This is a genomic window from Modestobacter lapidis (assembly GCF_054780755.1).
In genome coordinates this window covers 1-22,447 of sequence record NZ_BAAGVS010000027.1, presented here as the reverse complement: position 1 = coordinate 22,447, position 22,447 = coordinate 1, and the positions used below count along the sequence as shown (strand labels likewise).

The following is a 22,447-nucleotide window of genomic DNA, read 5'->3' as shown; positions in this document are numbered from 1 at the left end:
CCTCCCCAGGCCTCCCGACGCGGCGGGGGTGGCGCTACCGCGGCGCATGCCGCCGGCCCTGGGAGTGGCGGCCTTCATGCCCCGGCGCCCGGTGGTGGGGCGGCCGGTGGCCCGCCCGGCGGAACGACCGGTACGGGCGGCGGTGTTTCCTGCGGTGCCCATCAGCCTGCTGAGGATGCCCATTGCTGGTCGGTGCCCCGCGCGGCTCGTCGGAACGCGCTGCTGCACGACGCCGGGCCCGCCACCCGGCGTGCCGTTGCGCTCAGCCACCGGCCACGGACTGGATCACCATGACCTCGGCGTCCGGCCCGACCGGCGTCGCGAGGTGCTGCAGCCGGCGGACGTCCTCCCCGTCGACGTAGACGTTGACGTGCCGCCGCAGGGCACCGGTCTCGTCCCGCACCCGCCGGTCGAACACCGGGTGGTCGGCGGCGACCGTGTCCAGCACTGCGCCGACGGTGCCCGGGCCGACCAGCGGGATCGCCAGCTCGCGCTGCCCGGCGGTGCACCCGGCGAGCAGCCGGGGCACCAGCAACCGCACCGTCACGGCAGCACCGCCGCCCGCACGCAGAGCACGTCGGGCAAGTGGTCCGCGACCTGGCTGAACGTCTCCCCCTCGTCGGCGCTGGCGTACACCGCCCCGCCGCGGGTGCCGAGGTAGACGCCCACCGGATCGGCCGAGTCCACTGCTGCCGCGTCGCGCAGGACGGCGTTGAACTCGCCGGCGGGCAACCCGGCGGCCGACCGGCGCCAGGTCGCCCCGGTGTCGTCGGTGCGGTGCACCGCCAGCTCACCACCGGGCGGGATCCGCTCCGAATCGGCCACCAGCGGCACCACCCAGGCGGTTCCTGCCCGCCGGGGATGGGCCAGCATCACGAACCCGAAGTCCGAGGGCAGCCCTCCGGCGATCGAGGTCCAGGAGTCCCCGTCGTCGTCGGAGCGGTAGACGCCGTGGTGGTTCTGCGCGTACAGCCTCCGCGGGTCGGCGGCGTCGCGGGCGATCTTGTGCACGCACTGCCCGAACTCGGGTGCCGGCCCGGGCAGGAAGTAGGCGGAGATGCCGGCGTTGCGCGGCTGCCACGAGGCCCCGCCGTCCCGGGTCCGGTAGACCCCGCCGGTGCTCATCGCGACGTGCACCGTTCCCTCGGGCCCGGGGATGACGGTGTGTGCGGCCGACCCGCCCGCACCGGCGCCCCAGTCGGAGCGGTGGGGGTGGTCCCACAGGCCACGGCACAGCTCGAAGTGCTCGCCGCCGTCGCCCGACCGCCAGACCGAGATCGGCTCGCAGCCGGCCCACACCACCCCGGGCCGGTCGGCGGAGTCCGGCTGCAGCTGCCAGATCCGCTCGACCGAGGCACCGGCGTCGGCCGGGAACCGGATGGCGCCGCCGTCCGGCTCGGTCCAGGTCTGCCCGAGGTCGTCGGAGTGGACGACGGTCGGGCCGAAGTGCTCCGAGCGCACTCCGACCATGAGCCGGGCGCGCCCCTCGCGGGTGTCGATGCCGATGCTCGGCACCTCGGTCATCAGGAAGTGCGGCGGCGACAGGGTCCAGGTGCGCCGGTCGTCGCTCGTCGCGAGCCACAGCCCCTTGCGGGTGCCGATCGCCAGCAGCGTGGTGGTCATGCAGCAGTAGACCGCCGGGCGCCGACGAAATCATCGGTCCCCGTCGTCCCGCTGGGGCCAAAGTCGCGACTTTGGCCCCAGGTGGCGGGCACGACGTCAGCGGGAGTGGGCTCGCGCCGGGGTGTCCCCGCCCTCGAGGTCGCCCTCGGTGTCCAGGTAGGCCTGCTGCAGCTCGGCGAGCAGCGCCGGGTCGGGATCGGCCCACATCTGCCGGTCGACCGCCTCCAGCAGCCGCTCGGCGATGCCGTGCAGGGCCCACGGATTCGACTTCTCCATGAACTCCCGGTTCTCCGGGTCGAGCACGTAGGTCTGGGCGAGCTTCTCGTACATCCAGTCGGCGACCACCCCGGTGGTGGCGTCGTAGCCGAAGAGGTAGTCGACGGTCGCGGCCAGCTCGAACGCGCCCTTGTAGCCGTGCCGGCGCATCGCGGCCAGCCACTTGGGGTTGACCACGCGGGCGCGGAACACCCGGGAGGTCTCCTCGAGCAGGGACCGGGTCTTCACCTGCTCGGGCCGGGTGGAGTCGCCGATGTAGGCCGCGGGCGCAGCCCCGGTCAGCGCACGGACGGTGGCGACCATCCCGCCGTGGTACTGGAAGTAGTCGTCGGAGTCGGCGATGTCGTGCTCGCGGGTGTCCACGTTCTTGGCGGCCACCGCGATCCGCTTGTAGGCGGTCTCCATGTCCGGCCGCGCGTTGACCCCGTCGAGATCCCGGCCGTAGGCGTAGCCGCCCCAGACGGCGTAGACCTCGGCCAGGTCGGCATCCCCGCGCCAGTCGCGGGAGTCGATCAGCGACAGCAGGCCGGCCCCGTAGGCGCCCGGCTTCGAGCCGAACACCCGGGTGGTGGCCCGCCGGCGGTCGCCGTGGATGGCCTGGTCGGCGTCCACGTGGGCCTTCACGTAGTTCTCGGCGTCGGACTCGGCGGAGAGGCCGGCCACCAGGGTCACCGCGTCGTCCAGCATGGTCACCACGTGCGGGAACGCGTCCCGGAAGAAGCCGCTGATCCGCACCGTCACGTCGATCCGCGGCCGGCCCAGCTCGTCGAGCGGGATGGGCTCCAGCCCGGTGACCCGCCGGGAGGCGTCGTCCCAGACCGGCCGGACGCCGAGCAGCGCCAGGACCTCCGCGACGTCGTCACCCGAGGTGCGCATCGCCGAGGTGCCCCACACCGACAGGCCCACCGAGCGGGGGTGCGCGCCGGTGTCGGCGACGTAGCGCTCGACCAGCGACTCGGCCATCGCCGACCCGGTCTCCCAGGCCAGCCGGGAGGGGATGGCGCGCGGGTCGACGGAGTAGAAGTTGCGCCCGGTCGGCAGCACGTTCACCAGCCCGCGCAGCGGCGACCCGGACGGCCCGGCCGGCACGTAGCCGCCGTCCAGGGCGTGCAGGGTCATGTCCAGCTCGTCGGTGGTGCGCTCCAGCCGGGGCACGACCTCCTCGACGGCGAACCGCAGCACCGCGGCGACCGCCTCGTCGTCCCGGCCCAGCACTTCGCGCACGAGGGCAGAAATGGCCATCTCTGCCCAGCCGGCCGCCTCCATGCCGGCCACCAGCGCGGCGGCCTGCGCCTCGACCGCGTCGGTCGCCCTCAGCCCGGCGGTGCCGTCCTCGGTCAGGCCGAGCGCCTCCCGCAGCCCGGGCAGCGCGACCGCACCGCCCCAGATCTGCCGGGCCCGCAGCATCGCCAGCACCAGATCGACCCGGTTCCCGCCGCTGGGCGGGGTGCCCAGCACGTGCAGCCCGTCGCGGATCTGGGAGTCCTTGATCTCGCAGAGCCAGCCGTCGACGTGCAGGATCATCTCGTCGAAGTGGTCGTCCTCGGGCCGCTCGGCAAGGCCCAGGTCGGAGTCGAGCTTGGCGGCCTGCAGCAGCGTCCAGATCTGCTGGCGGACGGCGGGCAGCTTCGCCGGGTCCATTGCGGCGATGTTGGCGTGCTCGTCGAGCAGCTGCTCCAGCCGGGCGATGTCGCCGTAGGAGTCGGCGCGGGCCATCGGCGGCACCATGTGATCGACCAGGGTGGCGTGCGCCCGGCGCTTGGCCTGAGTGCCCTCGCCCGGGTCGTTGACCAGGAACGGGTAGACCAGCGGCAGGTCGCCGATCGCCGCGTCGGTACCGCAGGCCGCCGACATCCCCACGGTCTTGCCGGGCAGCCACTCGAGGTTCCCGTGCTTGCCGACGTGCACCATGGCGTGCGCCCCGAATCCGCCAGCATCCCGACCAGACCGCAGCCACCAGTAGGCGGCCAGGTAGTGGTGTGACGGCGGCAGGTCGGGATCGTGGTAGATCGCGATCGGGTTCTCCCCGAAGCCGCGCGGCGGCTGGACCATCACCACGACGTTCCCGGCCCGCAGCGCGGCGAAGACGATGTCGCCGTGTCCGTTTGTCGACTCGTCGACGAAGAGCTTTCCCGGTGCGGGGCCCCAGTGCTCCTCCATCGCCGCGCGCAGCTCGACGGGCAGCGTGGCGAAGAAGGCCTGGTAGTCGGCGGCACCGATGCGCACCGGGTTGCCGCTCAGCACCTCCTCGGTCAGCCAGTTCTCGTCCTGGCCGCCGGCGGCGATCAGCGCGTGCACCAGCGCGTCACCGTCCAGGTCGGCCAGGCCGGGCAGCGCGCCGGGCCCCTCGAACGGGCCGACGTCGTAGCCCTGGCCGGCCATCGCGGCGAGCAGCCGGACGACGGAGGCGGGCGTGTCCAGCCCGACGGCGTTGCCGATCCGGGCGTGCTTGGTCGGGTACGCGGACAGCATCACGACGATGCGGCGCTCGGCCGGCGGGGTGTGCCGGAGCCGGGCGTGCGCGACGGCGGTGCCGGCCACCCGCGCGGCCCGCTCGGGGTCGGCGACGTAGGAGGTGAGGCCGTCGGCGTCGGTCTCCTTGAACGAGAACGGCACGCTGATCAGCCGGCCGTCGAACTCCGGGATGGCGACCTGGTTGCCGACGTCGAGCGGGGACAGCCCGTCGTCGTTGGCGGCCCACTGCGCGCGGCTGCTGGTGAGGCACAGCCCCTGGATCACCGGGACGTCGAGCTTCGCGAGCTCGCCGACGTCCCAGGCGCCGTCGTCCCCACCGGCCGAGGCGGTGGCGGGTTTGGAGCCGCCGGCCGCGAGCACCGTGACGACCAGCGCGTCGGCGGTGCGCAGCACGTCGACCAGGCCGGGCTCGACGCTGCGCAGGGAGGCGGTGAAGACGGGCAGCGCCCGGCCGCCGGCGTCCTCGATCGCGGTGCAGATCGCCTCGACGAAGGCGGTGTTCCCGGCCAGGTGGTGCGCCCGGTAGTAGAGGACGGCGACGGTCGGGCCCTCGGTCACCGCTGAGGCACGCTCCAGCACACCCCACTCGGGGGCGACGGACGGCGGCTCGAAGCCCTCGCCGTCCAGCAGCACCGTGTCGCCGAGGAACCGGTGCAGCTGCGCCAGGTTGTCCGGCCCGCCCTGGGCGAGGTAGCCGTGCGCCTCGGTCGCCACGCCCATCGCAACCGTGGAGAGCTCCATCAGCTCGGCGTCGGGCACCTGCTCGCCGCCGAGGACGACGACCGGCGCCGGGCCGGCCAGCAGCGGGGCCAGCAGCTCCTCGTACTGCCGGCGGACGCCGAGGATCCGGACGACCACCAGGTCGCTGCCCTCGGCCAGCGCGACCATGCCCGCGGCATCCAGTCGCGACGGGTTGCCCAGCCGCCAGGTCACGGCACTGGACCGGGCCGACAGCAGGTCGGTGTCGGACGTGGAGAGCAGGGTGAAGGTGCGTGCGCTCAAGGAGTGCCTCCCTCGGGGTCCGCGCCCCGGGTCGTCGGGCACGGCAGCCGAGGCGCCCGCCTCCCCCGCGGGCGCACAGGTGCGGGGCGGCGCCGGTTTCGCACCGCCGGCCGCCGCTCCGGTGACCCCGGGCGGCCGGTGCGATCGCCTCGCTGCGCTGCCGTGGTTGCCGTGGACGCTACCGCCTCCCTCCGGCGGCCCCGACAGCGCGGCCGGGCCGGTCAGGCCGTCCGGACGCGGGAGATGCGCATGCCGCTGCTGGGTGCCGCCGGCATCCTGGACAGGTCGACGCTGAGGTCCTGCAGCGGGACCTCGTAGGTCATGGCGGTGCTCAGCAGCCGGATGGCCCGCTCCACGAGCGAGATGGTGAGCCACTCCCCGGCGCAGCGGTGGGTGGTGTCGTGGTCACCACCGCCCTGCGGCACGAAGGTGTAGGGGTCGCCGTCCCAGCTGCCGAAGCGCTCGGGCCGGAAGGCGGCGGGCTCGGCCCAGATCCGCGGGTCGTGGTTGGTGGCGTAGATGTCCAGCAGGAACCACGACCCCGGGGAGAAGCGCCGGCCGCGCCACTCGAACTCCCGCCGTGCCCGGCCACCCACCATCGGGAAGAACGGGTAGTAGCGGCGCACCTCCTGCACGAACCAGCGGAGGTACCCGTCGTCCTCGGCTGCCCTGGCCCGGCAGTCCGGGTACTGGTGCAGGGCCAGGGCTGCGTAGGTGATGAACCGGGCGACCGCGACGGAGGGGCGCAGCACGTTGATCAGCTCGACCCGGGCCCGGTCGGTGTCCAGCAGCGCTCCGTCGGCCGTCCGGTGCCAGGCGATCACGTGCGCCGCCGTCCCCTCCGCCACCTGGAGCGCTCCGCTGCGGACCTGGTCGATCACCGTGCCGGCCCACTGCTCGGCGCGGTGCCGGAGGACCTGGCCGCGCAGGTTCCGCGGCCCCACCGACCCGGCGCCCTCGACCATCGCGGCGAGCTGCCGGGTCCGCCGGGGCACGTCTCCGGTTTCCAGCGGGATCCCACTCCAGGCGCAGACCGCCCGGCACAGCACCTCGCGGACCTCCTCCATCAGGACGACCTCGCCGGCCTGCTGCCACGTCGGTACCGAGCTCCGCCACTCCCGCTCGACGGTGTCCGCCAGGTCGGTCAGCGACGCCGGGGTCATCAGCGACATGAACATCCGCTTGCGACGGCGGTGCTCCCCGTTCTCGAGCATCTCGACGCTGCCCAGGTCCAGGAGCAGGGTCAGGGCCGTGGCCGGGATCGCGCGACGGCGGGTCATCAGGTCCGGCGTGTACAGCAGCCGGGCTGCCTCCGCACCGAAGGCGACGAACGCCGTGCGGCCCAGCAGGCGGGTCTGAAAGACGTCGGTCGAGCAGCGGGCGAACCGCCCCGCACCGAACGCGTATCCCTCCCGCAGCAGGGCCACGCTGCTGTCGACGGCATCCAGCCGGGGAATGCCCGCCGTCACCACGCCCGGGGCTCCTGCCCCGTCGCGACCACGATGTCCAGCTCTGGCATGTCACTCCCCACCTGCTCACGGAACGGCGCTCGCGCACCGGCGCCGACGGCGATCTGTCAGGCGCTGACCTCGACGAGGTCGATCACGAAGACGAGGGTGGCTCCTCCTGGGATCGGGCCCTGACCGCGCGGGCCGTAGCCGAGGTCGCTGGGGATGGTCACCATCCGGCGTCCACCGACCTGCATGCCGCTGATCCCCTGCTCGAAACCGGGGATGACCTGCCCGGCACCGAGGGTGACCGGCAGGGTCTCGTCCGCCCCGCGGCTCCAGGAGGAGTCGAACTCCTCGCCGGTCTCGTAGAACGCCCCCACGTACTTGACCGCGACGGTGGATCCCCCGACGGCCTCGGGACCGGATCCGACCACCACGTCGCTGATCACCAGGTCGCACGGCGGCGGGGCGTCCGACGGCGGCACCTCGGGGGCCGTGCCCAGGTCGGTGGTGATCCCGGCCGCCGGCTCGGCCGTCGCCCCCCGTGTCTCGCACGCCTGCGAGGTCGCCGCCCCGGGAGGGGCTTCCTCCGCGGTGGTCGTCCCGGCGGCGTTGCTCCCGGATTCCTGCGCTCCCTCGTCCGTGCCGCCACCACAGGCAGCGAGCGACAACGACAGGGTGACGGCGAGCAGGCCGTGGCGGGCGGTGCGGCGGATCATGGGGCTCTCCTGGCCGAGCAGGGGCTCGAGTCGGGGCGCCGAGGCGAAAGGACCTCGTCGCGGTTCCGTGTGCGGTGGAGGACGACGGCCGCCCGGTCCCAGCGGCAGGCGCCCGGGACGGCGGAGCCCCGACTGTAGCCACGCGCGGTCGTCCCGGCCCGCCGACCGACTCGCGGTGGCCCCCGGCCTGCCCCATGATCGTTCCCCACGGCCGCGGAGACCCCCTGCGCCGATCACACCGTGACCGCTCCGGAGGCTGAACACCCAGTGGAGGACCTGCACCTCGGCTACGCGCTCGTCGGGAGCCTGGCCGTCCTGCTGGCGACCGTGTCCAGCCAGATCCGGAACCTGCCGCTCAGCGAGCCACTCCTGGCCCTGCTCATGGGAGTGCTGGTCGGGCCGGAGGTGCTCGGCCTGCTCGGCGTGCCGGAGGGCAGGCAGCACACGCTGCTGCTCGAGGTGGCCCGCGTGCTGCTCGCCATCTCGCTGATCGGGGTGGCGCTGCGCTACCCGGTCCGCCGGCTGCGTCCGATCGTCCGGCCCACCACGGTGCTCGTGCTGGCCGGGATGGCCGGGATGGCGGCCCTGTCGGCCGGCCTGGCCTGGCTGCTGCTGGGCGTCCCCCTGGCGCTGGCCGCGCTGATCGGCGCCTGCATCACGCCCACCGACCCGGTGCTCGCCTCGAGCGTGGTGACCGGCAAGCCGGCGGAGGAGCACCTCCCGGCGCGGATGCGCCAACTGCTCTCGATGGAGTCCGGGTCCAACGACGGGCTGGCGCTGCCGCTGGTCCTGCTCGGCATCGCCCTGGTGCTCGGCGACTCCCTGGGGCACGCCGCGCTGGACGGCCTCTACCAGGTCGGCACCGGCGTGGTCGTCGGCATCGTCATCGGGCTCGCCGCCGGCAAGGCGGTCAGCGTGGGCATGAGGAACCAGGACGTCGACAAGGGCTCCTCGTTCGTCCTCACGCTGATGCTGGCCATCGCCGTCCTGGGCATCACCCGGCTGCTGAACGCGGACGGCGTCCTCGCCGTCTTCGTCGCCGGCCTCGCCTACAACTCCACCGTCGCCAACGACGAGATGGCGGAGCAGGACACCGTCGACGAGGGGGTGAACCGCTACCTGGGCTTCCCGCTGTTCCTGCTGGTCGGGATCACCCTGCCGTGGTCGGACTGGGCAGAGCTCGGCTGGGCAGCGGTGCTGTTCCCCCTCGCGGTACTGATCCTCCGCCGGCCACCGGTCCTCCTGGCCCTCCTCCGTCCCGTGGGCCTGCGGCCCCGGGACGCGGTCTTCCTCGGCTGGTTCGGCCCGGTCGGGGTCAGCGCGGTCTTCTACCTGATGCTCAGCCACCACGACGGGGTGACCGATCCTCGCGCGTGGGCCGCCGGCAGCCTGGTCGTGGTCGCGAGCACGATCGCGCACGGTGTCACCGCGACCCCGGCACGTCATCTCTATCGCAGGATCGCCGGCAGCTGATCACGGGCAGCCGACCGAGGGCTGCCGATCGAGGGCCGTCGATCGAGGGGCCGCCGATCGAGGACCCTCGATCGAGGGCCGCCGACGGCCCCGGCGAGGCCACCGCGAGCCGGTCCGCCCTTCCCGCCAGCACTGGCACGAATGTGACGTAGCCCACTAGTTTTCCGGCAACGTCCGCGACGGCTGGGGGTTCAGCCAATGTCCGCATCGATCGTCGTGGGGCTCGACGGCAGCGAGGCGAGCGGACGGGCAGCGGACTCCGCCGCCGACGCAGCGCGTCGACACGAACTGCGGCTGGTGCTCGCCTGCGTCGTCCCCTGGTCGCCCTACGCCTTCACCAACGCCGACGAGAACGAACGGCGCTCGATCGAGAAGGAACGCGAGTCGCGGGCCGCCCAGGAGCTGGTGCTCGACCCGGTGGTCGCCCGGCTGTCCACCATCGGCGACCTGCAGGTCGAGGGCGTCGTCCGGCACGGCCACCCCGCCGAGACGCTGGTCGCCCTGGCCCGTGAGCACGACGCGGCGTGGATCACGGTCGGCCGGATCGGGCAGAGCCGGGTCCGGACGCTGCTCTTCGGCTCGACGCCGAGCAGCCTGATCCAGCTCTCCCCCGTTCCCGTCCTGGTGGTGCCGTGATGACGACCCCGTCCGCGCAGGTCCTGGCCGCCTCCTTCGACGAGCAGGTCAACGACGTCTTCGCACCGATCTCCGACTTCATCACGGGCATCGTCTTCTACAGCGTCCCGCTGACCTTCATCGACGAGGGCGTCGAGCTGCCCCTCATCGTCGTGTGGCTGGTGGTCGCCGGCTTCTTCTTCACCATCTACCTGCGCGGCTTCCAGTTCCGGGCCTTCGGGCACGCGCTCAGGCTCGTCCGCGGCGACTACAACGACCCCGAGGACGCCGGGGAGGTCACCCACTTCCAGGCTCTGGCGACGGCGGTCTCCGGAACCGTCGGTCTGGGCAACATCGCCGGGGTCGCGGTGGCCATCTCCCTGGGGGGTCCGGGCGCCACCCTGTGGATGATCATCGCCGGGCTGGTGGGCATGTGCACCAAGGGCGTGGAGTGCACGCTCGGGGTGAAGTACCGCAACGTCTACCCCGACGGCCGGGTCTCCGGCGGGCCGATGTACTACCTGAGCAAGGGGCTCGCCGAGAAGGGCATGGGGACCCTCGGCAAGGTCCTGGCGATCGCGTTCTGCATCTTCACCCTCGGCGGCGCCGTCGGTGGGGGCAACATGTTCCAGTCCAACCAAGCCTTCAGCCAGGCCCGGTCGGTGACCGGCGGCGACGACGGGCTGCTCGGCTTCGGCGCCGCCGGCGCCGTCTTCGGCCTGGTGCTCGCCGTGCTGGTCGGTGCGGTGATCATCGGCGGGATCAAGAGCATCGCCCGGGTGACGGACAAGATCGTGCCGTTCATGGCGGTCTTCTACGTGCTCGCCTGCCTGTCCGTGCTGGTCGCCAACATCACGGCGGTCCCCGGCGCGCTCGCGGACATCGTGACCCAGGCGTTCAGCCCGGAGGCCGGGTTCGGCGGCATCGTCGGGGTGCTGATCCAGGGCTTCCGCCGGGCGGCCTTCAGCAACGAGGCCGGGCTGGGGTCCGCAGCCATCGCGCACTCGGCGGTGAAGACCAACGAGCCGGCGACCGAGGGCCACGTCGCCGTCCTCGAGCCGTTCATCGACACCGTGGTCATCTGCACCATGACGGCCCTGGCCATCGTCATCACCGGCACCTACGCCGACGACTCGAGCGCCCCGGGAGTGCAGACGACATCGGCCGCGTTCGAGACGGTGGCGTCCTGGTTCCCGGTCGTGCTGGCCATCGCGGTCATCCTCTTCGCCTACTCGACGATGCTGGCCTGGAGCTACTACGGGCTGAAGGCGGCGACCTACCTGTTCGGCGAGTCGATGGTCGTGGACCGCACCTGGAAGCTCGTCTTCTGCCTCTTCGTCGTCATCGGGGCATCGTCGACGCTCGACGCGGTGATCGGCTTCTCCGACAGCATGATCTTCGCGATGTCGCTGGCGAACATCATCGGCCTCTACCTCATGGCCGGGGTGGTGAAGCGGGAGATCTTCGGCTACCGCAGGCGGCTGGCCGACGGCGACATCCGCCCGGCGAGCGAGCGGGTCTGACCGGGTCGGGCCCGGCCGCAGCCCGCCCGCCGGCTCAGGCGGCGCCGAGGGCGTCGGCGATGCGGTGGTGCACGACGGCCTCGGTCGACCGGTTCTGCCGCTCCAGGGTGCGGGCCAGCGCCCGGCGGGCCCACCCGCTGGCCGGGGCCAGCTCGACCAGCCGGGTCAGCACCTGCTCGGCCCGGGCCAGCTGCGCCGACCCGAAGTAGCTGCGGGCCAGCAGTTCGAGCGCGGCCTGGTGGTCGGGCTCGGCGGCGACCAGCGGCTCGAGAAGCCGGGCGGCCTCGGTGGGCTGGCCCATGGCGAAGAACAGGTCCGCCCGGAGGTACTCCGAGTGCAGGTCGATCTCGTGCGGCTCGGTCATGTCGTTCTCCTCTCCAGCACCACAACAGCGGCCGTCCGCGCGCCCATCCCGCGGCGGCTGACCGGGAGGGCGCGGAACCGGCCCGGGTCGCCCGCACGTCTCCCGCGGAGCCGGACGCCGTCCGAGAGGAGACGCGCATCACAAAGACGACTAGTATCGCATCACGACATGACCGTGCCGTGTGACTCCACCGACGGAGTACGCCATGAACCTGAAGAGCCACCTCCCGCACCACACCCCCCGGTCCGCTCCCGCCCCGTCCGGCGCGGGCCCCGCGTCGGACGACGCACCCACGCCGGGCGGCGCACCCACGCCGGGCGTGTACCGGGTCCAACGGGCCGGTGCGCTGGTCGTCGCGCTGTTCCTGCTGCTCTTCGGCGTGCTGGGGCTCAGCGGTGGGCTGGACTTCTTCTCCACCGAGGGCGAGGACGTGCTCGGCCTGTCCTCCAACGGCCTGCTCTCGGTGCTCTCGCTGGTCACCGCCGCCCTCCTCATCGGCGCTGACCTCCGCGGGCCCCGGGTCGCCTCCACCGTGATGATCGTCATCGGGTCGCTGTTCCTGCTGTCCGCACTGGGAAACCTGGCCGCGTTGCGCACCTCGTTCAACGTGCTGGCCTTCGAGATGAGCAACGTGCTGTTCTCCGTCGTCGTCGGGCTCGTGCTGCTGGTGCTCGGCGCCTACGGCCGGATCAGCGGCAACCTGCCGCCCGACAGCCCGTACGCCCACGCCGGCACCGGGCCGGCCGAGCCGCCGGAGTCCTATCCCTCCACCGCCGAGGAGTTCGCCGCCGAGGCCGCGATGCGGGAGGCGGAGCTCGCGGTCCTCGAGCACCGGGCGACCGACGAGCAGCGGCGCCGCGTCCAGGCCATGCACGCCGTCCACACCCGGGCGGACCGGCGCCGGGTGTGGCTGCAGGTCGACGCGCAGCGCACCGCACCGGCCGGTGGCCCGCTCCCTGCGGCCCCTCCTGCATCGGTCCGCGACCGGATCGCGGGTCTGGCCCGCCGACGGCGGCACGGAGCCCGGCGGGTGGCCGGGAAGTAGCCTCGCGGGCGCCATGTCCTCCGCCGCGCCCGCCCCGACCCGTCGCCGGGTCGACGCCTGCCCGGGTGCCCTGCAGACGCACCCGGCCGCCGACGGCGCGCTGGCCCGGGTCCGCATCCCCGGCGGCCTGCTGTCCGCCACGCAACTCCGGGTGCTGGCCGGCGCGGCCCGCGACCTCGGCGACGGCCACCTGGAGCTGACCAGCCGGGGCAACCTGCAGTTGCGCGGCCTGCCCGCCGGTGCCGAGCCCCGCCTGGGCGATCGGCTGGCCGCGGTCGGCCTGCTGCCCAGCGCCACCCACGAGCGGGTGCGCAACGTGCTGGCCAGCGTCCTGTCCGGCCGGGCGGGCGGCGGTCACCTCGACGTCCGGCCCTGGGTGACCGCGCTGGACGCCGGCCTGTGCGCCGACCCGGCGCTGGCCGGGCTGCCCGGCCGCTTCCTGCTGACCCTGGACGACGGCCGTGGCGACGTGGCCGGTCTGGGCGGGGACGTCGGCCTGCTCGCCCGTTCCGCCACCGAGGTCGCGCTGACCCTCGGCGGCATCGACTCCGGCCGGCGGGCCGCCCCGGCCGACGCCGTTCCGCTGGCCCTGGCCGCCGCCCGCGCGTTCCTCGCCGAACGCGACGCCCAGGGCGCGACCGCCTGGCGCCTGGCCGAGCTCGACGACGGCCCAGCCCGCGTCGCCACCCGCCTCCGGGGCCAAAGTCGCGACTTTGGCCCCGCGGTGGAGGTGCCGGGCGCGCCGGTGGTGGGGCCGGTCGGGGCGGTGACGCAGGTGGACGGCCGGACGGCGCTGCTCGGCGTCGTCCGGCTCGGCCGGCTCGGCGCCGACCAGGCCGACCTCCTCGCCCGCCTGGCCGACGAGGTGCAGCTGACCCCGTGGCGCAGCGTCGCCGTGCCCGACCTCGCCGAGGACGCCGTCGACGACGCCGCCGTCGACCTGCACCGCACCGGCATGGTGTTCGACGAGGCGAGCCCCTGGCTGCGGGTCACCACCTGCGCCGGCCGGCCGGGCTGCGCGAAGTCGCTGGCCGACGTGCGGGGCGACGCCACCGCCGCGGTCACCACCGGAGCGCTACCGGCCGGCGGCGCACGTCAGCACTGGGCCGGCTGCGGACGCCGCTGCGGCCGACCACAGGGCGGGGTGGTCGACGTCGTCGCGACCCCGGCCGGCTATGACATCCAACGCAGCGGAGTCGAAGAGGACTGATGCACTCCTACGAGCACGACGGCGCCGAGATCTACCGGCAGTCCTTCGCCACGATCCGCGCCGAGGCCGACCTCTCCGGGCTGCCCGAGGACGTCGCCCGGGTGGCGGTCCGGATGATCCACGCCTGCGGCCAGGTGGACCTGGTGCCCGACCTCGCGTTCTCCCCCGACGTCGTCGCCCGGGGCCGGGAGGCGCTGTCCGCCGGCGCCCCGGTGCTGTGCGACGCCCAGATGGTCGCCGCCGGGATCACCCGTCGCCGGCTGCCCAAGGACAACGACGTGATCTGCACGCTGAACGACCCGCGCACGCCGGCGCTCGCCGCCGACCTGGGGACGACGCGCACGGCCGCGGCCCTGCAGCTGTGGGGCGACCGGCTGGACGGCGCCGTCGTGGCCATCGGCAACGCCCCGACCGCGCTGTTCCACCTGCTGGAGATGGTCGCCGCCGGGGCACCCCGCCCCGCCGCCGTGATCGGCATACCCGTCGGCTTCATCGGGGCGGTGGAGTCCAAGGAGGCGCTCGCCGCCGCCGACCTGGAGTACCTGGTCGTCCGCGGCCGGCGCGGCGGTAGCGCGATCACCGCCGCCGCCGTGAACGCGATCGCGAGCACCGCCGAATGAGCATCCAGGAGGGCCAAAGTCGCGACTTTGGCCCGGGGACGAGCGGGCGGCTGTACGGGGTGGGACTGGGGCCCGGCGACCCGGAGCTGGTCACGGTCAAGGCGGCCCGGCTGATCGGCGCGGCCGACGTCGTCGCCTTCCACGCCGCACAGCACGGTCGGTCGGTGGCCCGCGCGCTCGCCGCGCCCTACCTGCGCGCCGGCCAGACCGAGGAGCTGCTGGTCTACCCGGTGACCACCGGGACCACCGAGCACCCCGGCGGCTACCAGGGCGCGATCGACGAGTTCTACGAGGCCGCCGCCGCCCGGCTGGCCGCCCACCTGGACGCCGGCCGGGACGTCGTCGTCCTCGCCGAGGGCGACCCGTTCTTCTACGGCTCCTACATGCACATGCACAAGCGGCTGGCACACCGGTACCCGACCGAGGTGGTGCCCGGCGTGACCAGCGTCAGCGGCGCCGCCGCGGTGCTCGGCCGGCCGCTGGTCGAGCGGGACGAGGTGCTCACCGTGCTGCCCGGCACACTCCCCACCGAGGAGCTGGCCGAGTGGCTGGCCACCACCGACTCCGCCGCGGTGCTGAAGCTGGGCCGCACGTTCGGCAACGTCCGGGACGCCTTCGAGGCCGCCGGCGTGCTCGACCGGGCGTACTACGTGGAGCGGGCCACCACCGACCGGCAGAGGGTCGCCCCGCTGGCCGAGGTCGACCCCGAGACGGTCCCCTACTTCTCCCTCGCGCTGCTCCCCTCCCCCCTGACCGGGCCGGGCAACAACCCCGACCGGCCGGACGACGAGCCGCTGCGCACCGGCGAGGTGATCGTCGTCGGCCTGGGCCCCGGGCAGCGCAGCTGGACCACGCCCGAGGCCGCCGAGGCGCTCTCCCGCGCCGACGACCTGGTCGGTTACGGCCCCTACCTGGACCGGGTGCCGGCCAACCCGCGGCAGACCCGGCACCCCAGCGACAACCGGGTGGAGGCCGAGCGGGCCGCGGCGGCGCTGCGGCTGGCGCAGTCCGGACGCCGGGTGGCGGTGGTCTCCAGCGGCGATCCCGGGGTGTTCGCGATGGCCGCCGCGGTACTCGAGGTCGCGGCCGCACCGGAGTTCGCCGGCGTCGAGGTCCGGGTGCTGCCCGGGCTCACCGCCGCCCAGGCCGTGGCCGCCCGGGTGGGGGCGCCGCTGGGCCACGACTTCGCGGTCATGTCGCTGTCCGACGTCCTCAAACCGTGGGACGTCGTCGTCGACCGGCTGCGGCACGCCTCGGCCGCCGACCTGGTGCTGGCGCTGTACAACCCGCGGTCCAGGGCCCGGCCGCACCAGCTGGCCGCGGCCCGCGACGTGCTGCTGGAGGGCCGCGAGCCCGGGACGGTGGTCGTCGTCGGCCGGGACGTCGGCGGCCCCGAGGAGTCGGTCACGGTGACCACGCTGGGCGAGCTCGACCCCGAGACCGTCGACATGCGCTGCCTGGTGATCGTCGGCTCGTCGCAGACGCGGGTGACGCCGTCCGGCCAGGTGTTCACCTCCCGCCGCTATCCCGCCTGCCGGTAGGGCGGGCGGGAACACCGGAGACCGGTTCCGCCTTGCAACCACTCGTGCCGAGCCGTCGCCTGTCCCGACCCGCGGCATTCTGGACGGTCGCGATCGTGCAGGTGATCGTGCTGATCGCCTCGGGCGTGCCGTCCCCGCTCTACCGGGTCTACGCCGAGGAGTTCGGTTTCGGCTCCGGCCTGCTCACCGTCGTCTTCGGGGTCTACGCCTTCGCGCTGCTGCTGGCCCTGCTGGTGGTCGGCGGGCTCAGCGACCACGTGGGCCGGCGGCCGGTGATCACCGCGGCGCTCGTCGTCGAGGCGGCGTCGATGGTGCTGTTCCTCGTCGCCGACGGCGTCGGCTGGCTGCTCGCCGCCCGCATCGTGCAGGGTCTGGCCACCGGGGCGATCACCGGCGCGTTCGGCGCCGCGCTGCTCGACCTGCAGGACCCCGACCGGCCGCGCGGGTCGCTGGCGAACGCCGCCTCCCCAGCCCTCGGCCTGGCCCTGGGGGCGGTCGGCGCCGGGTTGGCCGTGCAGCACCTGCCCTCCCCGACCGCCTGGGTCTTCGGCGCGCTCACCACGATCTGCCTGCTGGCCGCCGTGGGCATCGCACTGTTCCTGCCCGAGTCCTCGCCGCGGCTGCCCGGCGCGGCCGCGTCGTTCGTTCCCCGGGTGGCCGTGCCGGCGCCGCAGCGCCGGGCGTTCTGGCTGGTGGTGCCCTGCCTGCTGGCGACCTGGTCGCTGGGCGGGCTCTACGCCTCGCTGGCCCCCTCGGTGATGGCCGACGTGTACCGGATCGACGACCACGCGGTCGGGGCGCTGCCGATCCTGGCCCTCAACGTGTTCAGCCTGGCCGGGTCGCTGAGCACGCAGCGGGTGGCCGGCCCGACGGCGATGGCCGTCGGCGGGCTGGTCCTGGTCGCCGGTGTCACCGGCACGATCGCCGCGCTGTCCACCGACTCCGTGGCCTTCTTCCTCGCCTCCGGCGTGGTCTCCGGGTACGGGTTCGGCACCGCGTTCGCCGGCGCGATGGGCACCGTCACCGCAGGCGTCGAGCCCGGCCGCCGGGCCGGGCTGCTGGCTGCCGTCTTCACGTTCAGCTACCTGGCGTTCAGCCTGCCGGCGATCGCCGCCGGCATCGCCGCCACGCAGATCGGCCTGGGACGGACGGCGGAGGTCTACGGCGCCGTGGTGATCGTGCTGACCCTGGTATCGGTCGTCGGGCTCACCCTGGACCGGCGCCGGACCGCGGCCGCCCCGGTCGGCACCGTGCCCGCCGAGTCCGAGGCGGTGCTCACCCGCTGAGCCGGGTGGATGAGCGCCTTCTCATCCGGAGCTCACCGGGCCGTCATCGGGCGCACCGACCGTGACGGGGTGCCCCCTGCGCTGACCGCTGCCGACCGGACCGAGCCGACCGCCGGCTGGCCGCCGTCGCTGCAGTTGCTGCTGGGGCCCGCCGCCGAGGACCTGTGGTCGACCGTGCTGGCCACCGCCGGCGGCCGGCTGCAGGACCTCCGGTCGACATCGGTCACCCTGCAGCCGAGCACCGCCGCGACGGTGCAGTACAGCGCCACGGTCGAGTGGCCCGGCGGGCGCCGGACCACCGAGCCCCTGGCCGCGGTCACCGGCAGTCGCATCCCGGCCGGCGCCGCCGTGGTCGCCGGCGGGGTGGCCGGCGTGCCGGTCGAGGTCGGGGTGTGGCGGTGGCCGCTGGACCCGGCGCTGCCGGGCCTGTCCTGGGCCGCCTCCGCGGCCGCCGTCGCCGAGCGGCTGCCGGCGCTCGGCCTGCCGCTGGAGGGGCCCCGGCTGCGGCTGCGGGCCTACCGTCCGGGGCGGCGGGCGGTCATCGAGGTGACGGCGCCCGGCCGGCGGCTGTTCCTGAAGGTGGTGCGCCCCCGGGCCGCCGAGCGGCTGGCCGCCCAGCACACCGCCCTGGCCGGCTCCGTCCCGGTGCCCCCGGTGCTGGCAGCCACCGCGGACGGCGTCGTCGTCCTGCCGGCGATGCCGGGCACCCCGATGCGCGACCTGCTCGCCGGCGGCGACGGCGCCGGGCTGCCGACGTCCGACGCGATCGACGCGCTGCTCGACGCCCTCCCCGCGCCGGATGCCGCGGCACCGGTCGGGCCCACCCCCGGTGACGCACGGGCGCGGGTGGCCCGGCACGCCGCCGTCCTCGGGCTGGTCGCCGCTCCGCTGCGTCCCCGGCTGACCCGGCTGGCGGACCGGCTCGCCGCCGCCGACCCCGGCGACCACCCGCTGGTGCCGGTGCACGGTGACTTCTACGAGTCCCAGCTGCTGCTCCACGGGGGCACGGTGACCGGGCTCCTCGACGTGGACACCGCCGGCCGCGGTGCGCGGCTCGACGACTGGGCCACCCTGCTGGGTCACCTGACCCTGCTCGGGGAGCTGCTGCCCGAGCCGGCGACCGTCGACCGGTACGCCGCGCAGCTGCGCGCCGCCGCGGCGGTGCGCTGGCCCGCAGCCGAGCTCGCCCCGCGGATCTCCGCGGTGCTCCTGGGGCTGGCGACCGGCCCGTTCCGGGTGCAGCAGCGTGGGTGGCCCGAGCTCACCGAGGCGCGACTGGGCCTGGCCGAGCGCGAGCTGGACCGCACATGAGGAAGTGCTCATCCACCTCTCCCGGAGCCCTCATCGGCGGCGGACAACCTGGATCCCGTACCACCCACCGACGAGAGGACCCCCGATGAACGCCCGCCCCGCCACCTGGAAGATCGCCACCCTCGGCGTCGCGCTGACCGGTCTCGGCGTCGCCGGTGCCGGCGTCGCCGCCGCGGACGACGACCGCACCCGTCCGGTGCCCGCCGGGATCTCGGTGGCCGCCGCCGCCGACGACGACGCCCCGGCCCCGGACGCCCCGGCCGCCGTGCCGGCCGCGGACGCCTCCCCCGAGAGCGCCGACTCCCCGGCCGAGAGCGTCACCGACAGCCCGGACGCCAGCCCGGACGACGCCAGCCCGGACGACGCCAGCCCGGACGGCACGCCCGACGACTGACCCCGTCCCCGCACCCCGCACCCCGCGGCCTCCGACCGGTCCCCGGTCGGGGGCCGCACTGCCGTGCGGACCGGTCAGTCCGCGACGAGCCGGTACCCCATCCCCCGCACCGTCTCGATCCGCTCGGCGCCCAGCTTCTTGCGCAGGTAGCGGACGTAGACGTCGACGACGTTGGAGCCGGGGTCGAAGTCGTAGCCCCACACGTGGCTGAGCAGCTGCTCCCGGGCCAGCACCTGACCGGGGTGCCGGAGGAACGTTTCGGCCAGGGTGAACTCCCGGGCGGAGAGGTCCACCACCCGGCCGCCCACGTCGGCCCGCCGGGTGCGCAGGTCCAGGGCCAGGTCGCCGCAGGTGAGCACGGTGACCTCGGCCAGCCGGTCACCGGCCAGCCGCAGCCGCACCCGCGCCAGCAGCTCCTCGAAGCGGAACGGCTTGGGCATGTAGTCGTCGGCGCCGCCCTCCAGCCCGGCCACGGTGTCCTGGACGCTGTCCCGCGCGGTCAGCACGACCACCGGGATGGCGCACCGCTCGGCCCGCAGGGCGCGCAGCACCGCGAACCCGTCCATGCCCGGTAGCCCGATGTCGAGCAGCAGCAGGTCGAACTCCCCGCTGCGGGCCAGGTTCCGGGCGGTGACCCCGTCGCCGACGACGGTGGTGGTGAAGCCGTGCGCCCGCAGCCCCTTCTCGACGAAGGCGGCGATGCGGGGTTCGTCCTCGGCGATGAGCACCCGGCTCATGATCGGCCTCCTCGGGCAGCGGGATCGGTGCCGGCGTCGGGCGAGGCCGCCGGGTCGTCGGGAGCCAGCGGGGCCAGCACGGCGGGCAGGACGACGGCGAACGTCGAGCCGCGGCCGATGACGCTGTCGAGCACCACCCGGCCACCGTGCGCCGTGGCGATCGCCTGGACGATCGACAGCCCCAGCCCCGCCCCGTCCGAGCGCCGGATCCCGGCCGCCCCGCGGGCGAACCGCTCGAACACCCGGTCCCGGTCGGCCTCGGCGATCCCCGGGCCGCTGTCGGCCACCCAGAGCCGCAGTTCACCACCGGTGAGCTGGCTCCCCAGGGCGACCCGGTCACCGGGGGCGGTGTACCGGACGGCGTTGTCGGCCAGCGCGACCAGCGCCTGGGTCACCCGCTGCGGGTCGAGCACGGCGTCGACGTCCGCCGTGGCCTCCAGCGCCCACGCCCGATCGCCCAGCTGCCGGACCTTGTCGAACACGTCGACGGTCAGCGCCCCGACGTCGACCGGCTGCGGGCGGACGAACTCCGGCTGCTCCGCCCGGGCGAGCAGCAGCAGCTCGGTGACGATCCGGTTCATCCGGTCCAGCTCGTCGTCGACGAGGGCCACGGACTCCCGGACGTCGGTGGGGTCGGCCGGGTCGAGCACCTCGAGGTGGCCGCGGACGATGGTGATCGGCGTCCGCAGCTCGTGCCCGGCGTCGTCCAGGAACCGCCGCTGCGCGGCCACGCCGCCGGCCACCCGGTCCAGCATGGCGTTGACCGAGGCGACCAGCTCGCCGAGCTCGTCGGCCGGGCGGCCCTCGACCGGGATCCGGCGGGACAGGTCGGTGTCGGTGATCGCCTGCGCCGTGGCGGCGATGTCCCGCACCGGGCGCAGGATCCGCCCGGCGACCACCCACGCGCCGCCGGCGGCCAGCAGCGTGGTCAGCCCGCCGACTCCCAGCATCAGCCGGGCCGTCTCGTCGGCGGCCTCCCGCTCCTGGTCGGCGAAGTAGGCGACGACGGCGACGCCCTGGCCCGGGTCGCCCTCCAAGGTCACCGGGACCGCGAGGTAGCGGACCTCGCCCGCGCCGCTGTGGTAGCTGCCGGCGACCGTGTCGGTCACCGATCCGACCAGCGCGGTGAACGCGGGATCGTCGCCGAGCACGACCGGCGCCTGCAGGCGGCTCTGGTAGCGGTACTGCCCGTCGACGTAGCCGAGGAACTTCTCGTTGGGCCGCGCCAGGTTGTACGTGATCACCGTCTCGAGGACGTCGGCGACCGAGGCGAACGGCTGCCCGGTGCTCGGGTCGAAGCCCTCCGCGGTGATCTGGCGGAACTCGTAGACCTCGCCCTCCAGGGCGGCATCCATGCGCGCGTCGGTGGCGTTGACGAGCAGCCGCCAGGTGACCAGCGTGACCACGGCGAGAGCGAGCAGCACCAGCAGCAGGACCCAGCCGATGATCCGGGTACGGGCAGCGCGCGGCCCCCACCGCCACCGGCCCGTCGCTGCCCGCCTCGGAGTCACCGGAGCCTTCAACGCACGGAGTTCGCCGGTCGTCCCCGTCCGGGCGCCCAGCGGCCGGGTCGTGGTCAGTCGTCGTCCCGCTCGTCATCCGGCCCGTCGTCCGCGCCGTCGTCCGCGTCATCGTCCGCGCCGTCGTCGTCATCATCGTCGTCGTCGATGGGTGGCGGCGGGACGACGTCGCCGGGGGTCGGGGCCGGCGGCTCCGGGGCGGCCGGCCCCGGCTCCTGCTCCGTGGAAACCGTCGGCGGGGTTCGGGCCGACGGTCCGGCCGGGGACTGCGGAACGGTGATCGGGAGCGGCATCGGCCCGGGACCGGCGCCCGCCGGCCGCAGCGCGGCCCATCCCAGTCCGGTGAGCACCAGGGCGAGCAGCACCCCCGCGAGGACGACGACCGGACGGGAGCGCACCGGCTCAGCCTCGCTGCGCCCGGTGACGGCCCCGTGAGAGGTGGATGAGAGGTCTCTCATCCACCTGCCGGCTCAGGACCCGGCGCGGGTCACCGCCGCGCAGAACCGCTGGTGGTCCTCCCGGGTGCCCTCCAGCGGTTCCAGCACCTCGGCGTCGGCGACGTCCTGCACCCGGTCGGTGAGGCGGCGGCGCACTGCCCTCCCCCGCCGCCGGGCGCCCAGCCCGACCAGGGGTCTGGCCACCAGGGCGAGCAGCGCGCCGGCGAGCAGGCCACCGGCCAGCAGCAGCGTCGGCAGCGGGATGCCCTGCACCCGGGGCAGCGGGACGACGCCGTCCAGCTGCAGCCAGCCCAGCGCCACCAGCCCGAGCAGCCAGCCGGCGCCGGCCAGGGCGACCACGAGCAGCAGCCACTGCAGGGCACCGACGCCGCGCTGCCACAGCGGTGTCCGGCCCGGGCCCAGGTCGGTGCCGGCGACGGCCCGGTCCAGCTGGCCGGTCAGCCGCTCCTCGGAGAGGTCGGCGGTGCGGCGCAGGTCGTCCCGCCACGCCTGCGGCAGCCCGGCGCCGGCGGTGTCGCGGGCCCGGCGCAGCGCGGCCGTCACCGCCGCCCGCTGCACCACCCCGGCGGCCGGCAGCGACGTGCGGGCCCGCTCGTCGCCCAGGTGCAGCCGGCCCAGCGGGTCGGGCCGCAGCCTGCCCAGCCAGCGCAGCAGCGGCCAGCCGGTGTGCGCGGCTCCGCGGCGCAACGCGGACCGCTCGACCGCGCTGACCACCGAGGGCACCCCGGCCGCGGCGGCGAGCGCGTCGGCCAGCCCCGCCCGCTCGTCGGCGTCGTGTGCCCGGCTGCCCGGCCCGCGCTCACC

At 74.7% G+C, this 22,447-nt stretch carries 19 protein-coding genes and 1 pseudogene; 10 read left to right on the top strand and 10 right to left on the bottom strand.

The window, feature by feature from the left end:
- Positions 1 to 262: 262 nt before the first annotated feature.
- The 5 genes from ACYVG5_RS19065 to ACYVG5_RS19045 form a co-directional block, all read right to left on the bottom strand.
- Positions 263 to 547 (bottom strand): MoaD/ThiS family protein, encoded by a 285-nt coding sequence (locus tag ACYVG5_RS19065; protein ID WP_222047231.1) that lies wholly within the window; start codon positions 545 to 547, stop codon positions 263 to 265.
- The gene (locus ACYVG5_RS19060; protein WP_222047232.1) at positions 544 to 1,623 is read right to left on the bottom strand and encodes a WD40/YVTN/BNR-like repeat-containing protein; all 1,080 of its coding nucleotides are present in this window, start codon (positions 1,621 to 1,623) and stop codon (positions 544 to 546) included. Before ACYVG5_RS19060 ends, ACYVG5_RS19065 begins: the two co-directional genes overlap by 4 nt.
- A gap of 96 nt (positions 1,624 to 1,719) precedes the next feature.
- Complete coding sequence (cobN, locus tag ACYVG5_RS19055) at positions 1,720 to 5,376, bottom strand: cobaltochelatase subunit CobN (RefSeq protein WP_222047234.1); 3,657 nt, start codon at positions 5,374 to 5,376, stop codon at positions 1,720 to 1,722.
- A 221-nt stretch (positions 5,377 to 5,597) separates the two neighbouring features.
- Positions 5,598 to 6,848, bottom strand: a complete 1,251-nt coding sequence (locus ACYVG5_RS19050; RefSeq protein ID WP_222047236.1) for a cytochrome P450 — start codon at positions 6,846 to 6,848, stop codon at positions 5,598 to 5,600.
- A gap of 104 nt (positions 6,849 to 6,952) precedes the next feature.
- Positions 6,953 to 7,546 carry an FKBP-type peptidyl-prolyl cis-trans isomerase gene (locus tag ACYVG5_RS19045; RefSeq protein ID WP_222047238.1) on the bottom strand — a complete coding sequence of 198 codons (594 nt, stop codon included), beginning with the start codon at positions 7,544 to 7,546 and terminating at the stop codon, positions 6,953 to 6,955.
- A gap of 240 nt (positions 7,547 to 7,786) precedes the next feature.
- Between ACYVG5_RS19045 and ACYVG5_RS19040 the strand changes: the two genes are divergently transcribed.
- The 3 genes from ACYVG5_RS19040 to ACYVG5_RS19030 all read left to right on the top strand — a co-directional run bounded on the left by ACYVG5_RS19040 (position 7,787) and on the right by ACYVG5_RS19030 (position 11,157).
- A complete protein-coding gene (locus tag ACYVG5_RS19040; protein WP_222047240.1) occupies positions 7,787 to 9,019 on the top strand; it encodes a cation:proton antiporter domain-containing protein in 1,233 nt (410 codons plus the stop codon).
- A gap of 198 nt (positions 9,020 to 9,217) precedes the next feature.
- Positions 9,218 to 9,655: a universal stress protein gene (locus ACYVG5_RS19035; protein ID WP_222047242.1), complete on the top strand. Its 438-nt coding sequence runs from the start codon at positions 9,218 to 9,220 to the stop codon at positions 9,653 to 9,655.
- Positions 9,655 to 11,157, top strand: a complete 1,503-nt coding sequence (locus ACYVG5_RS19030) for an alanine/glycine:cation symporter family protein (protein WP_222047245.1) — start codon at positions 9,655 to 9,657, stop codon at positions 11,155 to 11,157. The genes ACYVG5_RS19035 and ACYVG5_RS19030 overlap by 1 nt, the downstream gene beginning before the upstream one ends.
- 34 nt (positions 11,158 to 11,191) lie before the next feature.
- On the opposite strand, the gene ACYVG5_RS19025 is transcribed toward ACYVG5_RS19030, so the two are convergent.
- Entirely contained in the window at positions 11,192 to 11,521 is a 330-nt protein-coding gene (locus ACYVG5_RS19025; protein ID WP_222047246.1) for a tetratricopeptide repeat protein, read from the bottom strand.
- 205 nt (positions 11,522 to 11,726) lie between these two features.
- Here ACYVG5_RS19025 and ACYVG5_RS19020 point away from each other — a divergent pair, with 205 nt between their 5' ends.
- From ACYVG5_RS19020 to ACYVG5_RS18990, 7 genes are all read left to right on the top strand, one after another.
- Positions 11,727 to 12,566, top strand: a complete 840-nt coding sequence (locus ACYVG5_RS19020; RefSeq protein ID WP_222047248.1) for a DUF4383 domain-containing protein — start codon at positions 11,727 to 11,729, stop codon at positions 12,564 to 12,566.
- 13 nt (positions 12,567 to 12,579) lie between these two features.
- Positions 12,580 to 13,776 (top strand): precorrin-3B synthase, encoded by a 1,197-nt coding sequence (gene cobG, locus ACYVG5_RS19015; RefSeq protein WP_222047250.1) that lies wholly within the window; start codon positions 12,580 to 12,582, stop codon positions 13,774 to 13,776.
- Positions 13,776 to 14,396: a precorrin-8X methylmutase gene (locus ACYVG5_RS19010; protein ID WP_222047252.1), complete on the top strand. Its 621-nt coding sequence runs from the start codon at positions 13,776 to 13,778 to the stop codon at positions 14,394 to 14,396. The genes cobG and ACYVG5_RS19010 overlap by 1 nt, the downstream gene beginning before the upstream one ends.
- The gene (locus tag ACYVG5_RS19005; protein ID WP_222047254.1) at positions 14,393 to 15,937 is read left to right on the top strand and encodes a precorrin-2 C(20)-methyltransferase; all 1,545 of its coding nucleotides are present in this window, start codon (positions 14,393 to 14,395) and stop codon (positions 15,935 to 15,937) included. Before ACYVG5_RS19010 ends, ACYVG5_RS19005 begins: the two co-directional genes overlap by 4 nt.
- A gap of 95 nt (positions 15,938 to 16,032) precedes the next feature.
- Positions 16,033 to 17,223 carry an MFS transporter gene (locus tag ACYVG5_RS19000; protein ID WP_460683444.1) on the top strand — a complete coding sequence of 397 codons (1,191 nt, stop codon included), beginning with the start codon at positions 16,033 to 16,035 and terminating at the stop codon, positions 17,221 to 17,223.
- A gap of 69 nt (positions 17,224 to 17,292) precedes the next feature.
- Positions 17,293 to 18,534 (top strand): phosphotransferase, encoded by a 1,242-nt coding sequence (locus ACYVG5_RS18995; RefSeq protein ID WP_460683443.1) that lies wholly within the window; start codon positions 17,293 to 17,295, stop codon positions 18,532 to 18,534.
- An 85-nt stretch (positions 18,535 to 18,619) separates the two neighbouring features.
- Positions 18,620 to 18,928, top strand: a complete 309-nt coding sequence (locus ACYVG5_RS18990; protein WP_222047260.1) for a hypothetical protein — start codon at positions 18,620 to 18,622, stop codon at positions 18,926 to 18,928.
- A 74-nt stretch (positions 18,929 to 19,002) separates the two neighbouring features.
- Here ACYVG5_RS18990 and ACYVG5_RS18985 read toward each other — a convergent pair whose 3' ends face one another.
- The 4 genes and pseudogenes from ACYVG5_RS18985 to ACYVG5_RS18970 form a co-directional block, all read right to left on the bottom strand.
- Entirely contained in the window at positions 19,003 to 19,665 is a 663-nt protein-coding gene (locus tag ACYVG5_RS18985) for a response regulator transcription factor (protein ID WP_222047262.1), read from the bottom strand.
- Entirely contained in the window at positions 19,662 to 21,176 is a 1,515-nt protein-coding gene (locus ACYVG5_RS18980) for a sensor histidine kinase (protein WP_222047264.1), read from the bottom strand. Before ACYVG5_RS18980 ends, ACYVG5_RS18985 begins: the two co-directional genes overlap by 4 nt.
- A 65-nt stretch (positions 21,177 to 21,241) precedes the next feature.
- A complete protein-coding gene (locus ACYVG5_RS18975; protein ID WP_222047265.1) occupies positions 21,242 to 21,583 on the bottom strand; it encodes a hypothetical protein in 342 nt (113 codons plus the stop codon).
- Positions 21,584 to 21,655: 72 nt separating this feature from the next.
- A pseudogene (locus tag ACYVG5_RS18970) lies at positions 21,656 to 22,447 on the bottom strand (GTP-binding protein HSR1); the annotation flags it as partial.